The sequence below is a fragment of the Neorhizobium petrolearium genome, from assembly GCF_029854435.1.
In the GTDB taxonomy this organism is placed as follows: Bacteria; Pseudomonadota; Alphaproteobacteria; order Rhizobiales; family Rhizobiaceae; genus Neorhizobium; species Neorhizobium petrolearium.
Genome location: NZ_CP123000.1, coordinates 3,273,132 through 3,293,016 on the forward strand (window position 1 = coordinate 3,273,132; position 19,885 = coordinate 3,293,016).

Annotated in this window: 19 protein-coding genes and 1 tRNA gene; 8 read left to right on the forward strand and 12 right to left on the reverse strand. The window is 61.3% G+C overall.

The window, feature by feature from the left end:
- Nucleotides 1-40 precede the first annotated feature (40 nt).
- Nucleotides 41-1,366, forward strand: a complete 1,326-nt coding sequence (locus QEO92_RS16210) for an NAD(P)/FAD-dependent oxidoreductase (protein WP_227703707.1) — start codon at nt 41-43, stop codon at nt 1,364-1,366.
- Nucleotides 1,363-1,647: a hypothetical protein gene (locus QEO92_RS16215; protein WP_037149074.1), complete on the forward strand. Its 285-nt coding sequence runs from the start codon at nt 1,363-1,365 to the stop codon at nt 1,645-1,647. Before QEO92_RS16210 ends, QEO92_RS16215 begins: the two co-directional genes overlap by 4 nt.
- A 77-nt stretch (nt 1,648-1,724) precedes the next feature.
- On the opposite strand, the gene QEO92_RS16220 is transcribed toward QEO92_RS16215, so the two are convergent.
- Both QEO92_RS16220 and QEO92_RS16225 read right to left on the reverse strand, forming a co-directional pair.
- The gene (locus QEO92_RS16220; RefSeq protein WP_227703708.1) at nt 1,725-2,582 is read right to left on the reverse strand and encodes an SDR family oxidoreductase; all 858 of its coding nucleotides are present in this window, start codon (nt 2,580-2,582) and stop codon (nt 1,725-1,727) included.
- A gap of 153 nt (nt 2,583-2,735) precedes the next feature.
- Nucleotides 2,736-3,155: a DUF983 domain-containing protein gene (locus QEO92_RS16225; protein WP_227703709.1), complete on the reverse strand. Its 420-nt coding sequence runs from the start codon at nt 3,153-3,155 to the stop codon at nt 2,736-2,738.
- A gap of 213 nt (nt 3,156-3,368) precedes the next feature.
- On the opposite strand from QEO92_RS16225, the gene QEO92_RS16230 reads away from it, so the two are divergent.
- Entirely contained in the window at nt 3,369-4,223 is an 855-nt protein-coding gene (locus QEO92_RS16230; RefSeq protein WP_227703710.1) for a glycerophosphodiester phosphodiesterase, read from the forward strand.
- Nucleotides 4,224-4,228: 5 nt separating this feature from the next.
- Here the strand turns inward: QEO92_RS16230 and QEO92_RS16235 are convergent, their stop codons facing one another.
- Nucleotides 4,229-4,531 (reverse strand): membrane protein, encoded by a 303-nt coding sequence (locus QEO92_RS16235; RefSeq protein WP_037149063.1) that lies wholly within the window; start codon nt 4,529-4,531, stop codon nt 4,229-4,231.
- Between the two features lie 156 nt (nt 4,532-4,687).
- Here QEO92_RS16235 and QEO92_RS16240 point away from each other — a divergent pair, with 156 nt between their 5' ends.
- Both QEO92_RS16240 and QEO92_RS16245 read left to right on the forward strand, forming a co-directional pair.
- Nucleotides 4,688-6,049, forward strand: a complete 1,362-nt coding sequence (locus QEO92_RS16240; protein ID WP_227703711.1) for an amidase — start codon at nt 4,688-4,690, stop codon at nt 6,047-6,049.
- 182 nt (nt 6,050-6,231) lie between these two features.
- On the forward strand, nt 6,232-6,528 hold the full coding sequence (locus QEO92_RS16245; RefSeq protein ID WP_227703712.1) for a hypothetical protein: 297 nt from the start codon (nt 6,232-6,234) through the stop codon (nt 6,526-6,528).
- A 432-nt stretch (nt 6,529-6,960) separates the two neighbouring features.
- Here the strand turns inward: QEO92_RS16245 and QEO92_RS16250 are convergent.
- From QEO92_RS16250 to QEO92_RS16260, 3 genes are all read right to left on the reverse strand, one after another.
- Nucleotides 6,961-7,037, reverse strand: a tRNA-Met gene (locus QEO92_RS16250).
- A gap of 131 nt (nt 7,038-7,168) precedes the next feature.
- A complete protein-coding gene (gene mnmA, locus QEO92_RS16255; RefSeq protein ID WP_227703713.1) occupies nt 7,169-8,365 on the reverse strand; it encodes a tRNA 2-thiouridine(34) synthase MnmA in 1,197 nt (398 codons plus the stop codon).
- A gap of 1,058 nt (nt 8,366-9,423) precedes the next feature.
- Nucleotides 9,424-10,539 (reverse strand): mechanosensitive ion channel family protein, encoded by a 1,116-nt coding sequence (locus QEO92_RS16260; RefSeq protein ID WP_037149051.1) that lies wholly within the window; start codon nt 10,537-10,539, stop codon nt 9,424-9,426.
- Nucleotides 10,540-10,657: 118 nt separating this feature from the next.
- On the opposite strand from QEO92_RS16260, the gene QEO92_RS16265 reads away from it, so the two are divergent.
- The gene (locus QEO92_RS16265) at nt 10,658-11,077 is read left to right on the forward strand and encodes a DUF1810 domain-containing protein (RefSeq protein WP_227703714.1); all 420 of its coding nucleotides are present in this window, start codon (nt 10,658-10,660) and stop codon (nt 11,075-11,077) included.
- On the opposite strand, the gene QEO92_RS16270 is transcribed toward QEO92_RS16265, so the two are convergent.
- Entirely contained in the window at nt 11,074-12,105 is a 1,032-nt protein-coding gene (locus QEO92_RS16270) for a Tim44 domain-containing protein (RefSeq protein ID WP_227703715.1), read from the reverse strand. The genes QEO92_RS16265 and QEO92_RS16270 overlap by 4 nt on opposite strands.
- A gap of 260 nt (nt 12,106-12,365) precedes the next feature.
- Here QEO92_RS16270 and QEO92_RS16275 point away from each other — a divergent pair, with 260 nt between their 5' ends.
- Nucleotides 12,366-12,812 carry a DUF305 domain-containing protein gene (locus QEO92_RS16275; RefSeq protein ID WP_227703716.1) on the forward strand — a complete coding sequence of 149 codons (447 nt, stop codon included), beginning with the start codon at nt 12,366-12,368 and terminating at the stop codon, nt 12,810-12,812.
- Between the two features lie 52 nt (nt 12,813-12,864).
- Here the strand turns inward: QEO92_RS16275 and serA are convergent, their stop codons facing one another.
- The 4 genes from serA to QEO92_RS16295 form a co-directional block, all read right to left on the reverse strand.
- Nucleotides 12,865-14,460 carry a phosphoglycerate dehydrogenase gene (gene serA, locus QEO92_RS16280; protein WP_227703717.1) on the reverse strand — a complete coding sequence of 532 codons (1,596 nt, stop codon included), beginning with the start codon at nt 14,458-14,460 and terminating at the stop codon, nt 12,865-12,867.
- A gap of 81 nt (nt 14,461-14,541) precedes the next feature.
- On the reverse strand, nt 14,542-15,720 hold the full coding sequence (locus QEO92_RS16285; RefSeq protein WP_227703718.1) for a phosphoserine transaminase: 1,179 nt from the start codon (nt 15,718-15,720) through the stop codon (nt 14,542-14,544).
- 142 nt (nt 15,721-15,862) lie between these two features.
- Nucleotides 15,863-17,113, reverse strand: a complete 1,251-nt coding sequence (locus QEO92_RS16290) for a GNAT family N-acetyltransferase (RefSeq protein ID WP_227703719.1) — start codon at nt 17,111-17,113, stop codon at nt 15,863-15,865.
- 83 nt (nt 17,114-17,196) lie between these two features.
- Nucleotides 17,197-18,036: an outer membrane protein gene (locus QEO92_RS16295; protein WP_210055653.1), complete on the reverse strand. Its 840-nt coding sequence runs from the start codon at nt 18,034-18,036 to the stop codon at nt 17,197-17,199.
- 235 nt (nt 18,037-18,271) lie between these two features.
- Between QEO92_RS16295 and QEO92_RS16300 the strand changes: the two genes are divergently transcribed.
- A complete protein-coding gene (locus QEO92_RS16300; protein WP_200883933.1) occupies nt 18,272-18,430 on the forward strand; it encodes a hypothetical protein in 159 nt (52 codons plus the stop codon).
- A gap of 48 nt (nt 18,431-18,478) precedes the next feature.
- Here QEO92_RS16300 and glmM read toward each other — a convergent pair whose 3' ends face one another.
- Nucleotides 18,479-19,834, reverse strand: a complete 1,356-nt coding sequence (glmM, locus tag QEO92_RS16305; protein ID WP_037149024.1) for a phosphoglucosamine mutase — start codon at nt 19,832-19,834, stop codon at nt 18,479-18,481.
- Between the last annotated feature and the right edge of the window lie 51 nt (nt 19,835-19,885).

Here is a 19,885-nt window from a genome sequence, read left to right on the forward strand (position 1 = left end):
CGTGCGGAGCTTCGACCTCCGTCAGGAAGGGTGGGGTGAAATGGCCGGAGAAACGCCTCAGGGCGACAATATGACCGGAGCGACGACGCATCGCGTGGTCATCGTCGGTGCAGGCTTTGCCGGTCTGGCGGCCGCCCGCACCCTCGGCAATACCGGAATCGACGTCACCGTCATCGATCGGCGCAACCACAATCTCTTTCAGCCGCTGCTTTATCAGGTTGCGACCGCGGCGCTGTCACCTGCCGATATTTCCGAACCGATCCGCCGCACGCTCGGCCGCTTCCGCAATATCAAGGTCATGCTGGCGGAAGTGACCGGCATTGATCCCTCGGCGAAAACGGTTCAGCTCGATCACGGCGCCTCGGTACCCTACGACCAGTTGGTGATCGCCACCGGCTCCGAATATAATTACTTCGGCCACGAGGATTGGCGCGCCTGGGCGCCGGGGCTCAAGACGATCCATGAGGCGCGGCTGATCCGCCAGCGCCTGCTGCTTGCCTTCGAAAAGGCCGAACTCTCACAGGATTCGGAGGAAAAGAAGGCGCTTCTGACCAGCGTCATCATCGGCGGCGGCCCGACCGGGGTGGAGATGGCAGGCGCGATTGCCGAACTCGGCCGCTTCATGATCACCCGTGATTTTCGCAAGCTGGAGCCCGACCATATGCGGGTGATCCTCATAGAGGCTGGTCCGAAGATCCTTTCAGCTTTCCCCGATAATCTCGTCCAGTATGCGCTTCGGGAACTTGAGAAAACGGGCGTCGAGGTGCTGACAAACCTTCCCGTGGAAGCAATGACCAAGGATGAGGTCGTGGCAGGCTCGCGGCGCTTCCGCGCCGGCTGCATCATCTGGGGGGCAGGCGTGAAAGCATCCCCGGCCGGCAGGTGGCTCGGCATTGAAGGCAAGGCCGGCGGCCGTATTCCGGTCGAGCCTGATCTCTCCGTCACGGGGTTTCCCGATATCTTCGCGATCGGCGATACGGCACTTGGCCTTGCCGAAGACGGTAAACCGTTGCCGGCACTCGCCCAGGTCGCCAAGCAGCAGGGCGAATATCTCGGCCGCGCACTCAAAGAGAAATTGCTGGACGGCAAACCTGTCGGACCTTTCCACTTCCAAAACCGCGGCAATACAGCCGTGATCGGCCGCAATGCCGCGATCTTCGACTTCGGCAAATGGACGCTCAAGGGCTGGTTTGCCTGGCTTCTTTGGGCGATCGTGCATGTCTATCTGCTCGTCAATTTCGAAAAGCGCCTGCTCGTCAGCATTCAGTGGATCTGGCGCTATCTGACCCGGCAGCGCGGAGCCCGGCTGATCGACGAGAATGCCGCTGCCTTCGTGCCGTCATCCACGCAAAGGACCGAGACATGAACACCGCCAACCCGCAGCTCGAAGGTCTTTATCTCGCGCTTGCCGCGATCAACCGCCTTCTGGTCGAAAAGGGCCTCGTATCCCACGTCGAAATCCAGGATGTCCTGCAGACCACCGAACGTGCGGTGCTTGCCGACGACAAGCCGCTCAGCATTTCGAGCTCCCATCAGAAAGCCGTCGCGTTCCCGATCCGCCTTCTGCTTCTGGCGAACGAGGCACACGAACAGGGCAAGACATTCTGTTTCGATGATCTGGCGCGGGAGATCGGTCGGCGAACCTGAGATATTGGATGGATCGCGGGCTCCGAACGGTGGCATGAGCGCATGCCGCCGCTGTTCTCGATGGAGGAAGAAGAAGATCAGAGGATCGGCTTGCCGCCCGTCACTGCGATCATCGTGCCGGAGACGTAGCTGGAAAGCGGGTCGGCAAGCATCACATAGGTCGTTGCAAGCTCCGCCGGCTGGCCTGGCCGCTTCATCGGCACCTGTTTGCCGAACTCCTTGACCTTGTCTTCCGGCATGGTGGAGGGAATGAGCGGCGTCCATATCGGGCCAGGCGCCACGGCATTCACCCGGATGCCCTTTTCGGCGAGAAGCTGCGCCAGCCCTGCCGTAAAATTCTGGATCGCGCCCTTGGTGGTCGCGTAGGCAAGCAGGCCCGGGTTCGGATTGTCCGAATTGATCGACGCGGTATTGATGATGGTGCTGCCTGGCTTCATATGCGGTACGGCGGCCTTGGAGAGATAGAACATCGCGTGAATGTTGACCTTGAAGGTGAGCTCCCATTCTTCGTCGCTGATATCTTCGATCGAGGAGAAGCTCGCCTGATGCGCCGCATTGTTGACGAGGATGTCGATACCGCCGAATTCCCCCACCGCCTTGTCGATGATCGCTCGGCAATGGGAGGAGGCCTTGATGTCGCCCGGCATGAGCACAGCCTTGCGTCCTGCTTCTTCAACAAGACGCTTGGTGTCTTCGGCATCCTCGTCCTCATCGAGATATGAAATCAGAAGATCAGCCCCCTCGCGCGCATAGGCGATCGCGACCGCCCGGCCGATGCCGCTGTCGCCGCCGGTAATGACGGCGCGTTTGCCGGCAAGCCGCCCCGACCCTCGGTAGGAAAGCTCGCCATGATCCGGCACCGGATCCATCCGGTTCGTAAAGCCGGGCATCGGTTGCTGCTGTTCGGGAAAGGGCGGCGTCGGGTACCGGGCCATGGGAAGCGTCCTCCTTTTCGGTTGGGAAGTTGCTTTTCCAACTCGCTGCAAAGGCGGATGTTCCCGACCGCAAACACGGAAAAGGAAGAAGGCGCCGAGACCGCGGCGATGCGGGAGCTGAACGCTCCCTGGAACATTGACGGCGCCGGAGGCTTAGCTTTTGTGCTGCGTATCATCCGCCTGCGGACTGCCGGAACCTCGGTCCAGTTTGCCCTGCTCGGCCTTGTAGAAATACTGGCTCGCGATCAGCCACCCTTTGAGCGGCCGGAGTGGCAAGAGGCAGGTGATGAGCAGCACCGGCAGAGAGATCAGGAGATGCACCCAGAATGGCGGCTGGTAGGAGACTTCAAGCCACACGGCCAACGCGATGCTGGGCACGCTGCCGAAACAGACGACGAAGAAGGCCGGACCATCCGCCGGGTCGGCAAAGGAATAGTCGAGGCCGCAGACCTCGCAATTGGGCCTGAGCGTCAGGAAGCCGTTGAAAAGATGTCCCTGGCCGCAACGCGGGCACCGGCCACGCATACCGGTGCTGGAGGGAGAAAGCGGGGGCCAATCGGCGTCATATGCCATGACATCTGCCTTTCGTGACAGGACACAATCTGTGGTTCATCTCTGGCTCGGCAATACCGTTCAAGCAAGGTCTTCTCTTGATACGCGTCAATTCGCCCCGCATGCGAACTGCCATGTCGAACCATGAAACTTCTGTGACAGGTCTATGGCAGGAGAAGCGAAATGCATAGTCTGAGGGCAACCGAATCGTCCTGCTGCTCTCGACGGAATCCCATGACATCCGAATTTCCAGGCCTCGGCATCACGTATCGCGGCCACTTCACGCGGCTCAAATGGCACCGGCTGCGCCGCAGCCTGACAGATCCCCTGTTTTCCGCCGAGATAATGGCCGAGGGGTTCCGATTGGGTGCCTCAACCGAACTCGATCTGCGCATACGCACCGATGGCGGCTTCGTCGTCCTGCACGACGCGGAGCTCGAAGGGGAAACCGATGGCGGCGGCCTCATCCGCGAGGCCTCCGCGGATGCCATCCGCCGACTTCACCTCAAGAGCGGCGGCCATCCGCCTATCCTCAGCGAAGATCTGGCATCGATGCTTCAGACCGCTCATCCAGACGCTCTTCTTCAGTTCGACATGAAAGACGAGCTTGCCGCCATCGGTCCGCGTGGGATGGACCATCTTGTGCATTATTTTGCCGATGCCGGCTCATCGATCATCATCAGCGCTCATGACCTCGACCTGATACTCGCGGTCAAGCAAAGGCTGCCGGATTTGAAACGCGGCATCGATCCCAGCGACAAGTTTGGCGACATTTACAAGGCCGGCGGCTGGAGCGCCGTCGAGAAGGACCTGCTCGCCGACATTCATGGCCCAACCGAACCGGACACGGTCTATCTCTACTGGCCGATCCTGCTCGACGCCGCCAAAGCCGGTCTGGACATGATCGGCCTCTGCCACGATGCCGGCAAGCTGGTCGACGCCTGGACCTTCAACCTCAGGAACCCGGATGCGGGGTTCGACGAGGGAGAAGCGCGCGATTTCGCCGCCCTGATGGCGCTGAAGCCGGACCAGATCACCACCGACGAGGCCCCCGCCACGGAACGCGCCTGGGCCGGGCTCGTAGGTTGAACGTCTTAATCGTCCCAGAACGGCTCGCGATAGACGCGCCGGCTGACCAGTTTCAGGCTTCGATCCGGCTGCAGGATATATCGCTCCTCGACCCGCTGGCCGAACTCGTTTCGGAACTGATGGCTCACGACGCTGCCGATCGGAGACTTGGTGAGCCGGGTGCGCGGCTGACCGCCATAGGTGATGCTGCCCGGAATGGGCTCGATCCCCGGTCCGATTTCGAGAGCTGGACTAGGCCTGCCGACGCTATCAACGGTACAGCCGGCGAGCGCAAGCACAAGGCCGGCGATGGCGACGATGGTTCTCATGAGTGATCCTTCCCGGTTTGAAGCAGTGGCGGATTGTCTCAATTCAGAAGTCGATCCGAAGTTCCCAACCGGCCCGGCCGATAAATATTCTACCCATCGCCAGAATATTCGTTACACATTTCAATCGCCAATCACTGAATGGGGAGAATGCGTGCCGTGACGAAACCGTATGGAGCCATGTCGATCGCCGAGCTTTCCGCGCTGATCCAGACTGGAACGGTCGACCCCGTCGCGGTGACCGAAGCAGTGCTTGCGGGCATCGAGGCCTACCCGGACAAGGCGGTCTTCATCTCCCTGCTGAAGGACCGGGCGCTGGCAGAGGCCGAGGCGTCCTCGAAGCGCCTGAAGGACGGCCGCTCGCTTGGCCTGCTCGATGGTATTCCGATCGCCTGGAAGGACCTTTTCGACGTCGAAGGACTGCCGACCACCGCAGGCTCCAAGGTGCTGAAGAAGGCCGAACCTGCCAGGAAGGATGCCGCGATCGTCGACCTTCTGAAACAGGCGGGCATGGTGGCGGTCGGCCGCACCAACATGAGCGAGTTCGCCTTTTCCGGCATCGGCATCAACCCGCATTACGGCACTCCTCGCAATCCGCATGGAAAGGATGTGCCGCGCATTCCGGGCGGTTCGTCCTCCGGCTCCGCCGTCGCGGTTGCAGCCGGCCTCGTTCCCGTCGCCATGGGTACGGACACCGGCGGCTCGATCCGCATCCCGTCGGCACTGAACGGTATCGTCGGTTACAAGGCGACACGCGGTCGCCATGCGATGGACGGGGTCTATCCTCTGGCGACGAGCCTCGATTCGCTTGGCCCCCTCTGCCGTACGGTCCAGGACGCCGTCTGGATCGATGCCGCCATGCGCGGCCTTGCCGCCCCCCAGACCGCCCGCCGGTCGCAAGAGCCGCTCGACATCGTCATCCCGACCAACATCGTCTTCGACGGTGCCGAACCGGGCGTCGTCACCGCCTTCGAAGCTGCAATTGGCCGGCTCGAAAGGGCCGGTGCGAGGATCACCCGCATCACCATTCCGGCCTTCGATGAGATCCCGGCCCTGATGGCAAAGCGCGGCGCGCTCGTCACGGCGGAAGCCTTTGCGCTTCACCGGCAGCGGCTGTCGGGACCGGAGGCTGCCGAAATGGACCACCGGGTCGTGGCCCGGACGCGTCTTGGCGAGAAGATCAGCATGCCGGACTATATCGCCATTCTTGAGACGAAAGCACGCCTGATCGCCGAGACCGAAGCGCTGATCGGCGACCGTTTCGTCGCCATGCCGTCGGTCGCTCATGTTGCGCCGCCGATTGAGGCGCTCGAAAAGGATGACGAACTGTTCTTCGCGACCAATGGCAAGACGCTGGGCAACACCGCGCTCGGCAATTTCCTCGACTGGTGTGGTGTTTCGATCCCCTGCGGCACGGGCGACGCCGATATGCCCGTCGGCTTCCTGCTGTCGGCAGGCGCCAACCATGACGAGGCGCTGCTGCAGGCCGCGATGAGTTGCGAGGAGACCGTCAGAGGGTAGGAAACTGCGGCGAAGAGGACGTCCTGACACGGACTGCCAAGCACCTCGTCAGACAGGGACCGGCACCATTGACTCTGCTGTCCATCGTGGCACTTTGGTTCGGTGAGCGCGGCGGAACGGTGCATCGTGCCCGCCCGCCTGATCTGCACGATCGAAAGCTCACCGGATAGAGGAATGGCTTGATGTCATCGGAAGAGGACGATCGGTCGGACCAATCGCGAAGAGTAGCGGAGGCCGCGGCTAAGGTTGTCGATCCGGAGCTCATGGACGCGCTACGGCAGGCGGCAGCGCACGCCTGGAACACCGGCGAAGTCAAATTCGATCTGCAGATCGCATCTGCCATTCAGGCCATCGCCAAAGAGTTGGGCGTCACTCGAGACGAAGCAGTCCGGCTGATGGTACGGGAATGGTTGGAAGGGAATGCCTATTCGCCTGTGCGCCGGCAAGGGGAAGATGACGATACCGGAGGAAAGACGTAAGCGAACCGGCGCTCATCGCGCAACCGGCTCAGCAGGCCGGGAAACGATGGCGGAATGGAAGGCAACCGCTCCAACGCCGGGGATAGCCAACGTATCCGCCTCGCCAGATGATTGGAAGTAGGCCGTGCTGATGCGCCTACTCCTTTAGGCCAGGTTCACCGGCAGAAAACATCGGACTAAAATCCATGATTGTAAGCCGAGCATAGAAGAGGCTCGACTTTCGGCGAAGCCCGCGCTGGGGGAAATTGCGCGGGCTTCGTCATTCTGATGATCCGGCGGCAAATTACATTTTCCTGAGAATATCTTCAGATCAACACCTCCCGTCGCACGCGGGCGACGAGGAATTCCAGCAGGATGGCCCGCCGAACCATATAAGCTCGGCATCAAGGATATCTGTCGAGCCTGTTCGGCCCGGAGGATTCGGTGATGGATTGGTAGCGGGAGGCAGAATTGAACTGCCGACCTTGGGGTTATGAATCCCACGCTCTCACCAACTGAGCTATCCCGCCACAGGATTTGCGGTGTTCCGAAAGTCCGGTCCGCTTTGGTCGTGCGGCTTATAAGTCGCCCGTCACCAAAGTGTCAAGCGCGGTTTTGGCAAATCCGGCGGCTATTTTAAAGACCGCCGGAAAGCGCCGGATCAGGCCGCGACAGGGGCGGAAAGCAGCGCCTGGAGAGACGCTTCAGCCGCAGCCGCGCGTTCCGAACGTTCGATGAAACCGCCGCCATAGACGCGTGCATCCGGCCCTTCCGCAGAATAGAGGACGCAGGCCTGGCCCGGTGCCACGCCCGCCTCGCCCATCATCAGGTCGACATAGGCGCCGCGGTCGTCGCAATGGACGGTGGCCGGCGTCGGCGGACGAGTCGAACGGACCTTGGCAAAGCACGCAAAGCCGTCGCGGGCATCTTCATCGAGCGCGCCGTCGCCGATCCAGTTGACGTTGCGCAGATAGACGCGATGCGTATCCAGCGCCTCCTTCGGGCCGACGATCACGCGACGCGAGCGGGCATCGAGATAGACGACATAGAGCGGTTCGCCTGTGGCCACCCCGAGCCCTTTACGCTGGCCGACCGTGTAATGCACGATGCCTTCGTGGCGCCCGAGCACACGGCCGTCCATGTGCACGATATCGCCGGCAAGCGCCGCATTCGGCTTCACCTTGCTGATGATGTCGGCATACTTGCCCTGCGGCACGAAACAGATGTCCTGGCTGTCGGCCTTCTTCGCGACGACGAGGCCCATGTCTTCGGCCAGCGCCCTCACCTCCGCCTTGGACATGCCGCCGAGCGGGAAGCGCAGGTAGTCGATCTGCTCCTGGGTGGTGGCGAACAGGAACCAGCTCTGGTCGCGGTCGCTGTCGACCGGGCGGAACAGCGCGCGGCGGTTCGGATTGTCCGCAGTCGGATTGCGGCGCGAACGGATGTAATGGCCGGTCGCAAGCGCATCCGCGCCGAGCTCCCGCGCCGTCGCCAGAAGATCGGCGAACTTGACCGTCTGGTTGCAGGCAACGCAGGGGACCGGCGTTTCGCCCATCGCATAGGCTTCGGCAAAAGGATTGATCACCGTCTCGCGGAACCGCTTTTCGTAATCAAGCACGTAATGCGGAATGCCGAGCGTTTCGGAAACCCGACGCGCATCGTCGATATCCTGGCCTGCACAGCAGGAACCCGCGCGATGCACGGCCGCACCGTGATCGTAAAGCTGCAGCGTGATGCCGAGCACGTCGTAGCCCTGGCGTTTCAGAAGACCGGCGACGACGGAGGAATCCACGCCCCCCGACATGGCAACGACAACGCGTGTGTCTTCCGGCCTCTTGTCAAAATCCAGCGTATTCACGGGTAACTCTCTCGGTATATCGGGCCGCCGGTCCATGTCAGGAAGGGCGGGAAGTCGGGGCCTGGCGCGGGATCGGCCGCAAACCGGGCTATTCTTGCCGGATATAGAAAGGATTTGTGGCCGGCGCAAGGAGGATGGGTATTTCGGCGGCTTTGGCATGGTTTCGGTCCTGCCCTCGGATCGCATTTCGCCTTCCCCCGGACTGAACCTGTGACCGGATGACGAGCGGACAGACTCCTCCCTTGGTACGTTGCGTCTTTTTCAATCGGCCGGGACACGTCGTGTGCCTCGATTTAAGTTTTTATGGGTGACACCCGACGTGTCCCGTTCGGTGTGTTTTTCCGCGCAACTCCGGTTCCTCTGCGGCGATATGGTCTTACGTCCTTGCGGATGCCATACCGGGTTGTGTGCGACACACGCACGCCCCGCCTGAAGACGGGAGGGGAACCATTTTCTGCGCAGCCCCTGGCGACCCACCTGCATCAACGGCAGACCGAAAGGGCACCGGTCCCATCTCGCCGGCGATGCGTAACCGGTGTAGCCGAAACGGAACGGGGAGATTGTAGGCGTGAGTTGAGAGGGCGGGGATGAACGGAAGTGATTTTTCCTGCCGATTTCTTCCAAGGCCTTGATTTGCCTCACCATCCCCCCTCTGCCCTGCCGGGCATCCCCCCTCAAGGGGGAGATGCCCGGCAGGGCAGAGGGGGGCGCGGCACGGAACAGCCCGTCGCTTTGGCGCCGGGCGTTCAGAACTGCAATCGATTCATTGGATCGATTGCTCGGGTTTCGCCCAACCGCTCTTCACCCTCACCGATCCGAAGACCGGTTCATGTCGCGGACGACCCAGCGGAAAAAGAGATAGATAACCAAGAAGAAAAAGATGAGAGGCAACAGATTTTCGAATGCCGACATCATTAAATCTCAAGCCTGCCCTTCCCGATTCGCAAGCTAGCTTCTTTGATCTGCGACAACAAACGCTAATTCACCCTAGCTAACAAATGTTAATTCGCATTCGGTTGCACACCGAAGTTCAACAAGAAATGTAGCTTGCCGCTCCATCATGACTGAAGCGTCCTGGGCTGCGCCGCCTCGCCAACGACCGCGCCGTTGGTCGCCCCCTCCGCCCTGACCCGCGGCAATGCCGATGGATATTCCCGCTGGATGAAGTCGATCAGCTTCTCGCGCATTTCGCAGCGCAGGTCGAAGGTCCTGGGCGCGTTGGAAGCGGAGGCGAGGATGCGGATCTCCATGACGTTTTCCCTGAAGTCCGTCACCTGCACCGCAACGACCCGCTTGTCCCAGAGTTTCGAGGCGGCCGCGATCTCCTCCACCTTCTTTCGGATGACGTCCACCGGCACGGAATAATCGAGGTAGATCATCACTGTGCCGATCAGCGCCGCCCCCTCGCGCGTCCAGTTCTGGAAAGGCTGTTCGATGAAATAGCTGAGCGGCAGGATCATCCGCCGCCAGTCCCACAATTTCATCACCACATAGGTGGAGGTAATCTCCTCGACATTGCCCCACTCCCCTTCGACGATCAGCGCGTCATCGATCCGGATCGGCTGGGTGATCGCAAGCTGGATGCCGGCAAAGATATTTTTCAGCACCGGCTGAAGCGCCAAGCCGAGCACGATACCCGCGACACCGGCGGATGCAAGCAGGCTGACGCCGTATTGCTGCACCGCCGGGAACGTCATCAGCGTGGCGGCGATGGTGATCGCCACGATCATGAAGCTCAAGATGCGCTCCATGATGCGTGACTGGGTGACATGCGCCCGGGCAAGCAGGTTGTCTTCTGCGTCGAGCTTGAAGCGGCGCAGATAAACGACCGTCCAGACATGCAGGGCGATCTTCGCCATCCAGCCGACCACGACGATGAAGCAAAGCAGCAGGATATGGCGGATCACCGACGCCTGATTGCCGGTGAGAGGCGCGACGGTCGCGCCGAAGGACAGCGTCCAGGTGAGGATCGCAAGCCGCATGGGCCGCCGCGTGCGGGAGACGAGCGAGCGCCAGAAGAGATCCCGGTTCGCGACGAGCCGCGTCAGGAAGCGGAAGCCGAAGCGTTGAATGGCCAAGCCGATAAGGAAGGCGACCACGAGCACACCGATGCTGACGAACCAGTCCGGCAGCCAGGCCGTGTCGCTGCGGAATTCCTGAATGAAGTGCTCCATAGGTCATGACCTAGAGTGCGATGCAGCATAGAAAAGAGTGGCCGCAAAAATATCATGTTTGGGGGGCCTGATGGCGTGGGGCGATCAAGGCACGAAAAACAGGGCGGAGGAGAATGCGATGGAATTCGATCTCATGCGCTTTGTCGATGCGCAGGCGCCTGTCTATGACCGGGTGATCGACGAATTGCGGAACGGCAGGAAAGACACTCACTGGATGTGGTACATCTTCCCGCAGGTCGCCGGGCTTGGCTTCTCGATCATGTCGCAGCGTTTCGCGATCGGCTCGAAGGAAGAAGCCCTGGCCTATCTCCGCCATCCGCTGCTCGGACGCCGGCTGCTTGAATGCACCGAGGCGATGCTTGCCCACAAGGATCTCTCGGCCCACGCGATCCTCGGCTCGCCGGACGACATGAAGTTCAAAAGTTCAATGACATTGTTCGAAACGGTCAGCGAAAAGGGCTCCCCTTTCGAGAGAGCCCTTGAACAATTCTATCACGGTGAGCGCGACGAAAAGACCATCGCGCTGTTGCGCGCCTAGGCCGCGACCTGGATCGCCGAGACCTTCCAGTCGTTGGCGGGTTTGCGGACAAAGGTCCAGATCTCCACGGTCTCCGTGGCGTTGTCCGGATCACCTTCAGTCACCGCGCCGCTATCGCGATCACGCATAAAGTCGATGCTCGAATAGCGCATGGCCACGGTCGCATATTCCTGGCCGTTCTCGCGCCACGCTTCTGCAAGGTCGCCCTGCAGGAGCTTCACGTCCTTCACCTCGTTCCTGCGGCCGCTGGTCGCGTTCTCGCCAAGCTCCTCAGCCAGGTAGGACATGGCTTCCGGCGTGGTGAGGTTGCGCAGCTTCGCATAGTCCTCGGCAGCGTAAGCCGCCTGCACGTCCGCCAGCATTTTCTCGAACTGGTCGAGGTCGCGGTTGGTGATGCCGATCTCGTCGGTTTCAGGCCCAGCCTGACGGGGTGCAGAGCTGTAACCGGTAGCCGTACCGCCGCCGCCCAGAGAACCGATCTTGGGGATCTGGAAGGAGGACGACGTGTTCTGATGCGACGTCTCGTAAGCGTTGCGCTCTTGGCCGTAGCCTCCGGCCGGACCGGCCGGCTGCTGCCGGCGCGCAAACATGCGGAAAGCCAGCATGGCAAGCCCGGCGATCAGCGCGATCTGCAGCAACATGCCGAGGAAGCCGAAGCCGCCGCCGAAGCCGGTGCCCATCAGCATGCCGAACAAACCGCCGAGCAAGAGCCCGCCGAAAAGTCCGCCTGCCAGGCCACCGAAGAGACCGCGGCGAGGCTGCTGGGCCGTCTGCTGACCGAGGCCGGTCTGCGGACGCGTGGCGTTCTGCTGCGTGTTCGGGGTCATGGAGCGTTCAATGCCGGTCGCCGGTGCCGGCGCCGTGCGGGTGACCGGCGGAGCCGAATAGGTGCGCGTACCGCGACTGCCGAAGCCGCTGAAACCGCCGGCGCGACGCGCCTCTGCCATGTCGACGGCGGTGAGAGAAACCGCCATGCCGATCGCAAGGACCGCGAACAGTTTCTGGAATCGCCGAAGCTTGGATAACATCTCTTTCTCCTCATAACCGCATGGATGCGGCATTCCCGGATTATATAGCGATGCACCCTTTGCGATTTTAGAGGGCATCGTCGCTTTTCGCGCTGAAGTAGATAATGGACGAAGAAACGAGAGGCAAGCCTCAAAAATGCAACCTATGAGGGATTCCGGAAACGTTGGGTAAGCTCGAATTACATCCGGCCTTTGCATGCCTGGAACAATCATCCCCTCGCCCCTGTTCCCGCCACAGGCATCAAGAAAGGTTTTCATCCATGCACTATGCGCGCTTTTTTACGATGATCGCGACATCGACCGTCGTCATGTTCGGTCTGATGTATCTCAACACCTACCAGTTGGATCATGTCTTCTTCAGCGAAACACGCGCCTACATGGCCCTCGTGATGGGCGCCGTCATGGCGATCATCATGCTCGCCTTCATGCTGCAGATGTATACGAACCGGATGGCCAATATCGCCATTTTCATAGGGAGTGTAATCGTTTTCGCGGCAGCTCTTTTTCTCGTCCGCAGCCAGACGACCGTGGACGACGTCTCCTATATGAAGGCGATGATCCCTCATCACTCGATCGCCATCCTGACAAGTTCCCGGGCCAATATTTCCGATCCGCGCGTGCGCCAGCTCGCCGATGACATCATCGAGACGCAGCGACGGGAGATCGATGAGATGAAGGGCCTGATTGCCGATCTGCAGAAACAGTAAGCCCGGCACGAAACGCGCCGGGCTTCTTGCACTATCCTTGGGAGGACGACTTTCAGTCGATGTTGAAGACCAGCGGCTTGGCCTGCCGGATCGCCGGATTGGCGGTGAGCTTCTCCAGGACTTCCGGGGCCACCGGGCCGTCGACATAAAGCAGCGCGATCGCGTCGCCGCCTTCCTTGTCGCGGCCGAGCTGGAAGTTGGCGATGTTGACGCCGGCGTCGCCAAGCGTGGTCCCCATGAAGCCGATCATGCCGGGCACGTCCGTGTTGGCGATATAGATCATGTGCTGGCCGACTTCGGCATCCATGTTGATGCCCTTGATCTGGATGAAGCGCGGCTTGCCGTCCGAGAAGACGGTGCCGGCGACCGAACGGGTCTGCTTCTCGGTGGTGACGGTGAGCTTGATATAGCCGTCGTAGACACCCGTCTTGTCGCGCTTGACCTCGGACAGGATGATGCCCTTTTCCTTGATCATGATCGGCGCCGAAACCATGTTGACGTCGGAAACCTGATTGCGGATGAGGCCGGCGAGCAACGCGGAGGTCAGCGCCTTCGTGTTCATCGTCGCGGTGATGCCGTCGTAAAGGATTTCGATTTCCTTGATCGGGTTTTCCGTCACCTGCCCCGCAAACGAACCGAGCACGTCGGCGAGCTTGATGAAGGGCTTCAGGATCGGCGCTTCCTCGGCGGTGATCGACGGCATGTTGATGGCGTTCGAGACAGCACCCTTGACGAGATAGTCCGACATCTGCTCGGCCACCTGCAGTGCGACATTTTCCTGCGCTTCCGTCGTGGAGGCGCCGAGATGCGGCGTGCAGACGACATTGTCGAGGCCGAAAAGCGGGCTCTCGGTGGCGGGCTCCACCTCGAAGACGTCGAAGCCGGCGCCGGCGACATGGCCGGACTTGATGGCTTCGGCAAGTGCTGCCTCATCGACCAGGCCGCCGCGGGCGCAGTTGATGATGCGGACACCCTTCTTCGTCTTGGCAAGGGCTTCCTTGTTCAGGATGCCGCGCGTCTTGTCGGTCATCGGCACATGCAGCGTGATGAAGTCGGCCCTGGCGAGCAACTCATCGAGTTCGACCTTGGTGACGCCCATTTCCTCGGCGCGTTCCTTCGAGAGGAACGGGTCATAGGCAAGAACATGCATGCCAAGGCCGATCGCCTTCTTGCAGACGATCGAGCCGATATTGCCGGCGCCGATGACGCCGAGCGTCTTGCCGGTGATCTCGACACCCATGAAGCGCGACTTCTCCCACTTGCCGGCCTGGGTCGAACTATCGGCAGCCGGAAGCTGGCGGGCGACGGCGAACATCAGCGCGATGGCATGCTCGGCCGTGGTGATCGAGTTGCCGAAGGGCGTATTCATGACGATGATGCCGCGGCGCGAGGCGGCCGGGATATCGACGTTGTCGACGCCGATGCCGGCGCGCCCGATGACCTTGAGGTTGGTCGCAGCCGCGATCAGCTTCTCCGTCGCCTTGGTGGCGGAACGGATGGCAAGGCCGTCGTAATTGCCGATGATCTCGGCAAGCTTGTCCTTGTCCTTGCCGAGTTTCGGCTGGAAGTCGACTTCGACGCCGCGATCGCGGAAAATCTGGACGGCGGTTTCCGACAATTCGTCGGATACGAGAACGCGAGGTGCCATGTCTGGGCTCCTTGAAAAGGGGTTCTGTCTTGGATGAGGAAGCGGGCTCCGCCTCGAAAAGCGGAGCCGAAGCGCGATCGTTTATGCGGCAGCCTTGGCGAGCGCGGCCTTCTGGGTATTGAAGGCGTAAGCGAGCCACGGCATCAGGGCCTTCATGTCGGCCTCATCGATCGTGGCGCCCGCCCAGATGCGCAGGCCCGACGGCGCGTCGCGATAGGCGCCGATGTCGAGGGCGACGCCTTCCTTTTCGAGGATCGCGACGATCCCTTTTGCGAATGCGGCCTGCGCATCGTCATCGAGCGCCAAGATTTCGGGGTCGACGATCTTCAGGCAGACGGACGTGTTGGACCGCGTCGCCGGATCGACTGCAAGATTCTGAAGCCAGGAGTTCGCGGCGCAGAAATCGAAGATGACCTTGGCATTGGCATCGGCACGGGCGATCAGCGCCTTGAGCCCGCCGACCTGCTTCGCCCAGAGAAGCGCATCGATATAGTCCTCGACGCAGAGCATCGACGGCGTGTTGATCGTCTCGCCGGTGAAGATGCCTTCGATCAGCTTGCCGCCCTTGGTCATGCGGAAGATCTTCGGCAGCGGCCACGCGGGCGTGTAGGTCTCGAGACGCTCGACGGCGCGCGGGGAAAGGATCAGCATGCCGTGACCGCCCTCGCCGCCCAGGACCTTCTGCCAGGAGAAGGTGACGACGTCGAGCTTCGTAAAGTCCATGTCCTGCGCGAAGGCCGCCGAAGTGGCGTCGCAGATCGTCAGACCCTTGCGGTCGGCGGGGATGAAATCCGCGTTCGGAACGCGCACGCCCGAGGTCGTGCCGTTCCAGGTAAAGACCACGTCGCGGTCGAAATCGACTTCCGCCAGGTTCGGCAGCAGGCCGTAATCGGCTTCGAACTTGCGGACGTCCTTGAGCTTCAGCTGCTTGACGACGTCGGTGACCCAGCCGGCGCCAAAGCTTTCCCAGGCGAGCATGTCGACGCCGCGTTCGCCGAGCAGCGACCAGAGCGCCATCTCGACGGCGCCGGTATCGGAAGCCGGCACGATGCCGATGCGGTAATCCGCCGGCACGTTCAGGATTTCGCGGGTAAGATCGATGGCCTGCTTCAGTTTCGTCTTGCCGACTTTGGCGCGGTGCGAACGACCGAGCGGGGCATCAGCGAGCGCTTCGAGCGACCAACCGGGGCGCTTCGAGCAAGGGCCAGAAGAGAAATGGGTATTGTTCGGACGTACGTCCGGCTTTGCGGTATCCGCCATGATGCTATCCTTCCAGATAGATGGCTCCTCGTTGGGGAGGAGTGTCCCGCCGCCGTGGATATTCCTGTCCGCTTTCACAGTCAAGCGGGCGATGTCGCTCTCGGATAAATTTCTACCGCAGGCGCCGCCCGATACGGCGAGATCAGCAGATCACCGGGAAATACATCCATCCGAGAAAGGCGACGTTCGCCTGCCGCAAACGCCGCAGGATGACCCATTTCAGGGGTCTCACCGCCTGCCAGATGGCGGTGGAGCGAATACCCGCGGCGACACGGCGTCGCATGAGGAAGATCCGGCCACGCAGTGTAACGGGTTGCTCCCGGGCCGTCAGGGGAAAGGTCGTCTCGCAGCTTTCGAGCTTCCAGGCCTCATCGCCGATACCGAGGTCCAGCCATTCGAAGCCGTTTTCGCAGAGCCATCCGAGCGTGCGGCTATAAAGCACGCTGCCGGGCGAATATTTCGCCCAGGCGCCCGCCTCGAAGGACAGCATGATTGCATAGTAACGCCGGCCGGCCACAAGGCCCCAGATGGTCGCGATGATTTCCTCTCCCGACTTCAGGTAGAAGAGCCGAAGCATGCCTTCGCGGGCGAAGAGCTCGGTGCCTCTGTCGAAGAAGTCGCGCTTTCCGGCATCGACGTCGAAACCGGGAACGCGGGTCTGCTCGAACCGCCACTGTTTCTGGCGCATGAAGGCCAACGTCGCCTGGCGGCGTTCCGCCTCGTCCGCCGCGATCCCGAAGGAAAGCGGCGCGATCTTTTCCAGGTTGCGGATCTTGCGCATCAATGTCTTGCGTTGCGGTATCCCCGCCTCGATCTCCGCCCAGGGCCGGCGCAGGTCATTGCAGTGACAGGAAACTCCGTTCGGACGATCGCCGATAAGGCCGAGCGGATTGACGATGCCGTCGATATCGCCCGGCATCTTGCTGAACATCACGACATCGAAGGGCGGCAAGGCGTCCGTGACAGCCCGCCAAAGCTCCTCCGCCGTCTCGCGTGACCAGGCGATCGGTGTCGGAAACAATACCGGTGCGTTGTAATCGGCCGCATCGGCATCGATGAATTCAAGGATTCTCGCCCCCTTCGACAAGCTGATGCAAAGAGGGATGAAGATGACCGGGCGGCCGGCAGCGTCGCGCACTTCCACGAAATGCAGGCTGCGGCGGCCGGTTCGTCCGAGACTCGAAAGCCACACCTTGAGAAACGCGACGCTCTGGAAAGGGTGAAAGCGTGCGCCGTTCCCGGCCGTTGCGCCCTGCGGCCAGTCCTGCGAGACGTCGTCGACGTCGTCAAAGACGGAGATCTTGAACACCAGCACCATCTGCAAGCCTTTTTGGAATGTCCCGGCATTCGATAGCGGCTCAGGCCCGAGTTTTGAACCCGAAACCGGATACATCGTTAATTTCGACGACGCTTCATCTGTCGCCTCAAACGCAAAAGCCGCCCGGAAGGCGGCTTTTACTTTCGGATATCTGAAACTCACTTGTAAACGATCGGCTCCGGCGGGGGCTCGTAGGGCGGAGCTTCGCAGCCACCGAACGTGTAGCGTGCGCCGATGCGGGCCTCATGCATGTCGAAGCCCTTGTCATCGCCGGGACCGCCGCCGAGATTGTAGCCGAACATGTCCCCGCCCATGATGTGGCGGTAGCGATAGCCGATATCGGCCTTGAGGTTGCAGGTGATGTCGATGGCCGCGCCCGCCATGAGAGCATAGGTGAAGCGCCAGCTCTTCTGGCCTTCGTGTTCGCTGGTATAGCAGCCGGCGGCATAGGGATCGTCGCAGATCGTGTTGCGGAGCTTGCCCCACTTGACGTAGGCACCGCCGATACCGCCGCCGACATAGGGCGTGATATAGCCGTAGGTGCCGAGGTCCACATAGACGTTCGCCATCAGCGAATAGGCGTGCATGTAGGATTTGTCGCTGGAGGAGCATGCAACGAACGGGTTGCCGACGCCGTCACCGCAGACACCCGACGTGCCGCCGCGGAAATCCGCCGAGGTGAGGTAGTCGAAAGTCACGTCGGTGCGCAGGTGGTTGTTGATCTGGTAGCCAACACCCGCCCCCAGCAGGAAACTGTCTTTCAGCGATGTGTGGTCGAAATTCGTCAGCGTGGAATTGGAGCCCTGGTAGTAGTTCGCCCCGCGTATGTCGTTGAAGGAATAGCCGACATCGCCGCGCAGATACCACCCGCTGGCTTCCTGCACGGTTACTTCCGGAGCATCCATGATCGGCTCGGGTTGCGGCTGATAAAGATCTGCAGAATTGGCGGTGCTCACCGTCAGCGCCAGCACGAATGCGCTGGTCAAGCACTTTTTCATGGCTTCATCTCCAAAGCTCGTATCGCGTATGGCTGGCGGAGCGCGCAGCCAACGGGTTGATCCGCGAAAGATGATGAAGAAGAAAGGTTAAGCGCCGCTTAACCATGCTTGTTTACCGCATGTTTTCCTTAATTTCAGTCAGGGCCGCAGACGAAAGCTTGGCTTTGACCAAGTTAACCATGGCGCTGCACGGCTTCCATTGGCAAAAGCTTCCGCGACGTTTAAGGAAGGCGACATGCCAGACAATGTCATCAAGTTCCAGCGTCCGCCAAAACCGAAGCCACCACGGCAAACGCCGCCATGGCTCAAGCGCCTGCTGATCGCGCTCGGCATCGCCGCCTTCTTCGCGGCGGCCTTCATCTATTTTTCGCTGACAGGCGCGGCGCAGCCCTGAGGCGCGCCGCGTTCAAGCAAGCCCAAGCCTTATGTGCGCAAGACGCGTTCAGGCCGCAGCGCTGCGGGCGCTGGCTATGGCACCGACAAGGCCGTCGACGATGCGTTCGATCTGCGCCCGATCGTCTCCTTCCGCCATCACGCGGATCAGAGGTTCGGTGCCGGAGGGACGGATCACGAGGCGACCATGCGAAGCAAGCTCGGCCTCCGCATCGGCGATCGCCTGACGCACGGCGTTATCCTCCAGCGGCTTGCCCCCCTGGAAGCGGACGTTCTTCAGAAGCTGCGGCACAGGCTCGAAACGACGGCAGATCTCGCTGACCGGCCGTCCAAGACGCTTGACCCGCGCCAGGATCTGCAGCGCGGCGACCAGACCGTCGCCGGTCGTGCCGAAATCCGAAAGAACGATATGGCCGGACTGTTCGCCGCCGACGTTGAAGTCATTGTGGCGCATGTGTTCCACGACGTAACGGTCGCCCACCTTGGTGCGGTGGAGGTCGAGGCCCTTCTTCTGAAGGAACCGTTCCAGTCCGAGATTGGACATGACGGTTGCGACAACGCCGCCGCCCCTCAGCTTCTCGTCCTCGGCCCAGCTCTCGGCAATCACCGCCATCAACTGGTCGCCGTCGACGATCTCGCCACACTCATCAACGATGATGACGCGGTCAGCATCGCCGTCGAGCGCAATGCCGATATCGGCGCGCACTTCATGGACCTTCTTCTGCAAATTTTCCGGGCTGGTCGAACCGCAGTCGAGGTTGATATTCGTGCCGTTCGGCTCGTTGCCGATCGTCACCACCTCGGCCCCGAGCTCCCAGAGCGCGAGCGGCGCCACCTTGTAGGCCGCACCATTGGCGCAATCGATCGCAACGCGCAGGCCGTGCAGCGTGACATCGCGCGGCAGCGTGCGCTTCACATGCTCGATATAGCGGTAGATATCGCCCTCGACGCGTTTCGCGCGGCCGATATCGCCGGGCTTGGCGAGCTGAGCATGCATGTCCTTGTCGAGCAGATCCTCGATCTGCATCTCGATCTCGTCGGAGAGCTTGTAGCCATCCGGACCGAAGAGCTTGATGCCGTTGTCCTGATAGGGATTGTGGGAGGCGGAGATCATCACGCCGACATCGGCGCGCAGGGAACGGGTGAGCATGGCGACCGCCGGCGTCGGGATCGGTCCGAGCAGAAAGACATCGAGGCCTGCGGCGGTGAAGCCCGCCACCATCGCATTCTCCAGCATGTAGCCGGAAAGACGCGTATCCTTGCCGATCACCACCCGGTGGCGATGATTGCCGTTGCGGAAGATCGTGCCGACGGCAATGCCGACCCGCATCGCAAGATCGGGCGTCATCGGAAAGACGTTGGACTGTCCGCGAATACCATCGGTGCCGAAATAGCGGCGTGTCATGTAAACTCCTTCGTCATCGCGCCTCACATCGCGCGGTCCTGGCGCGATCCC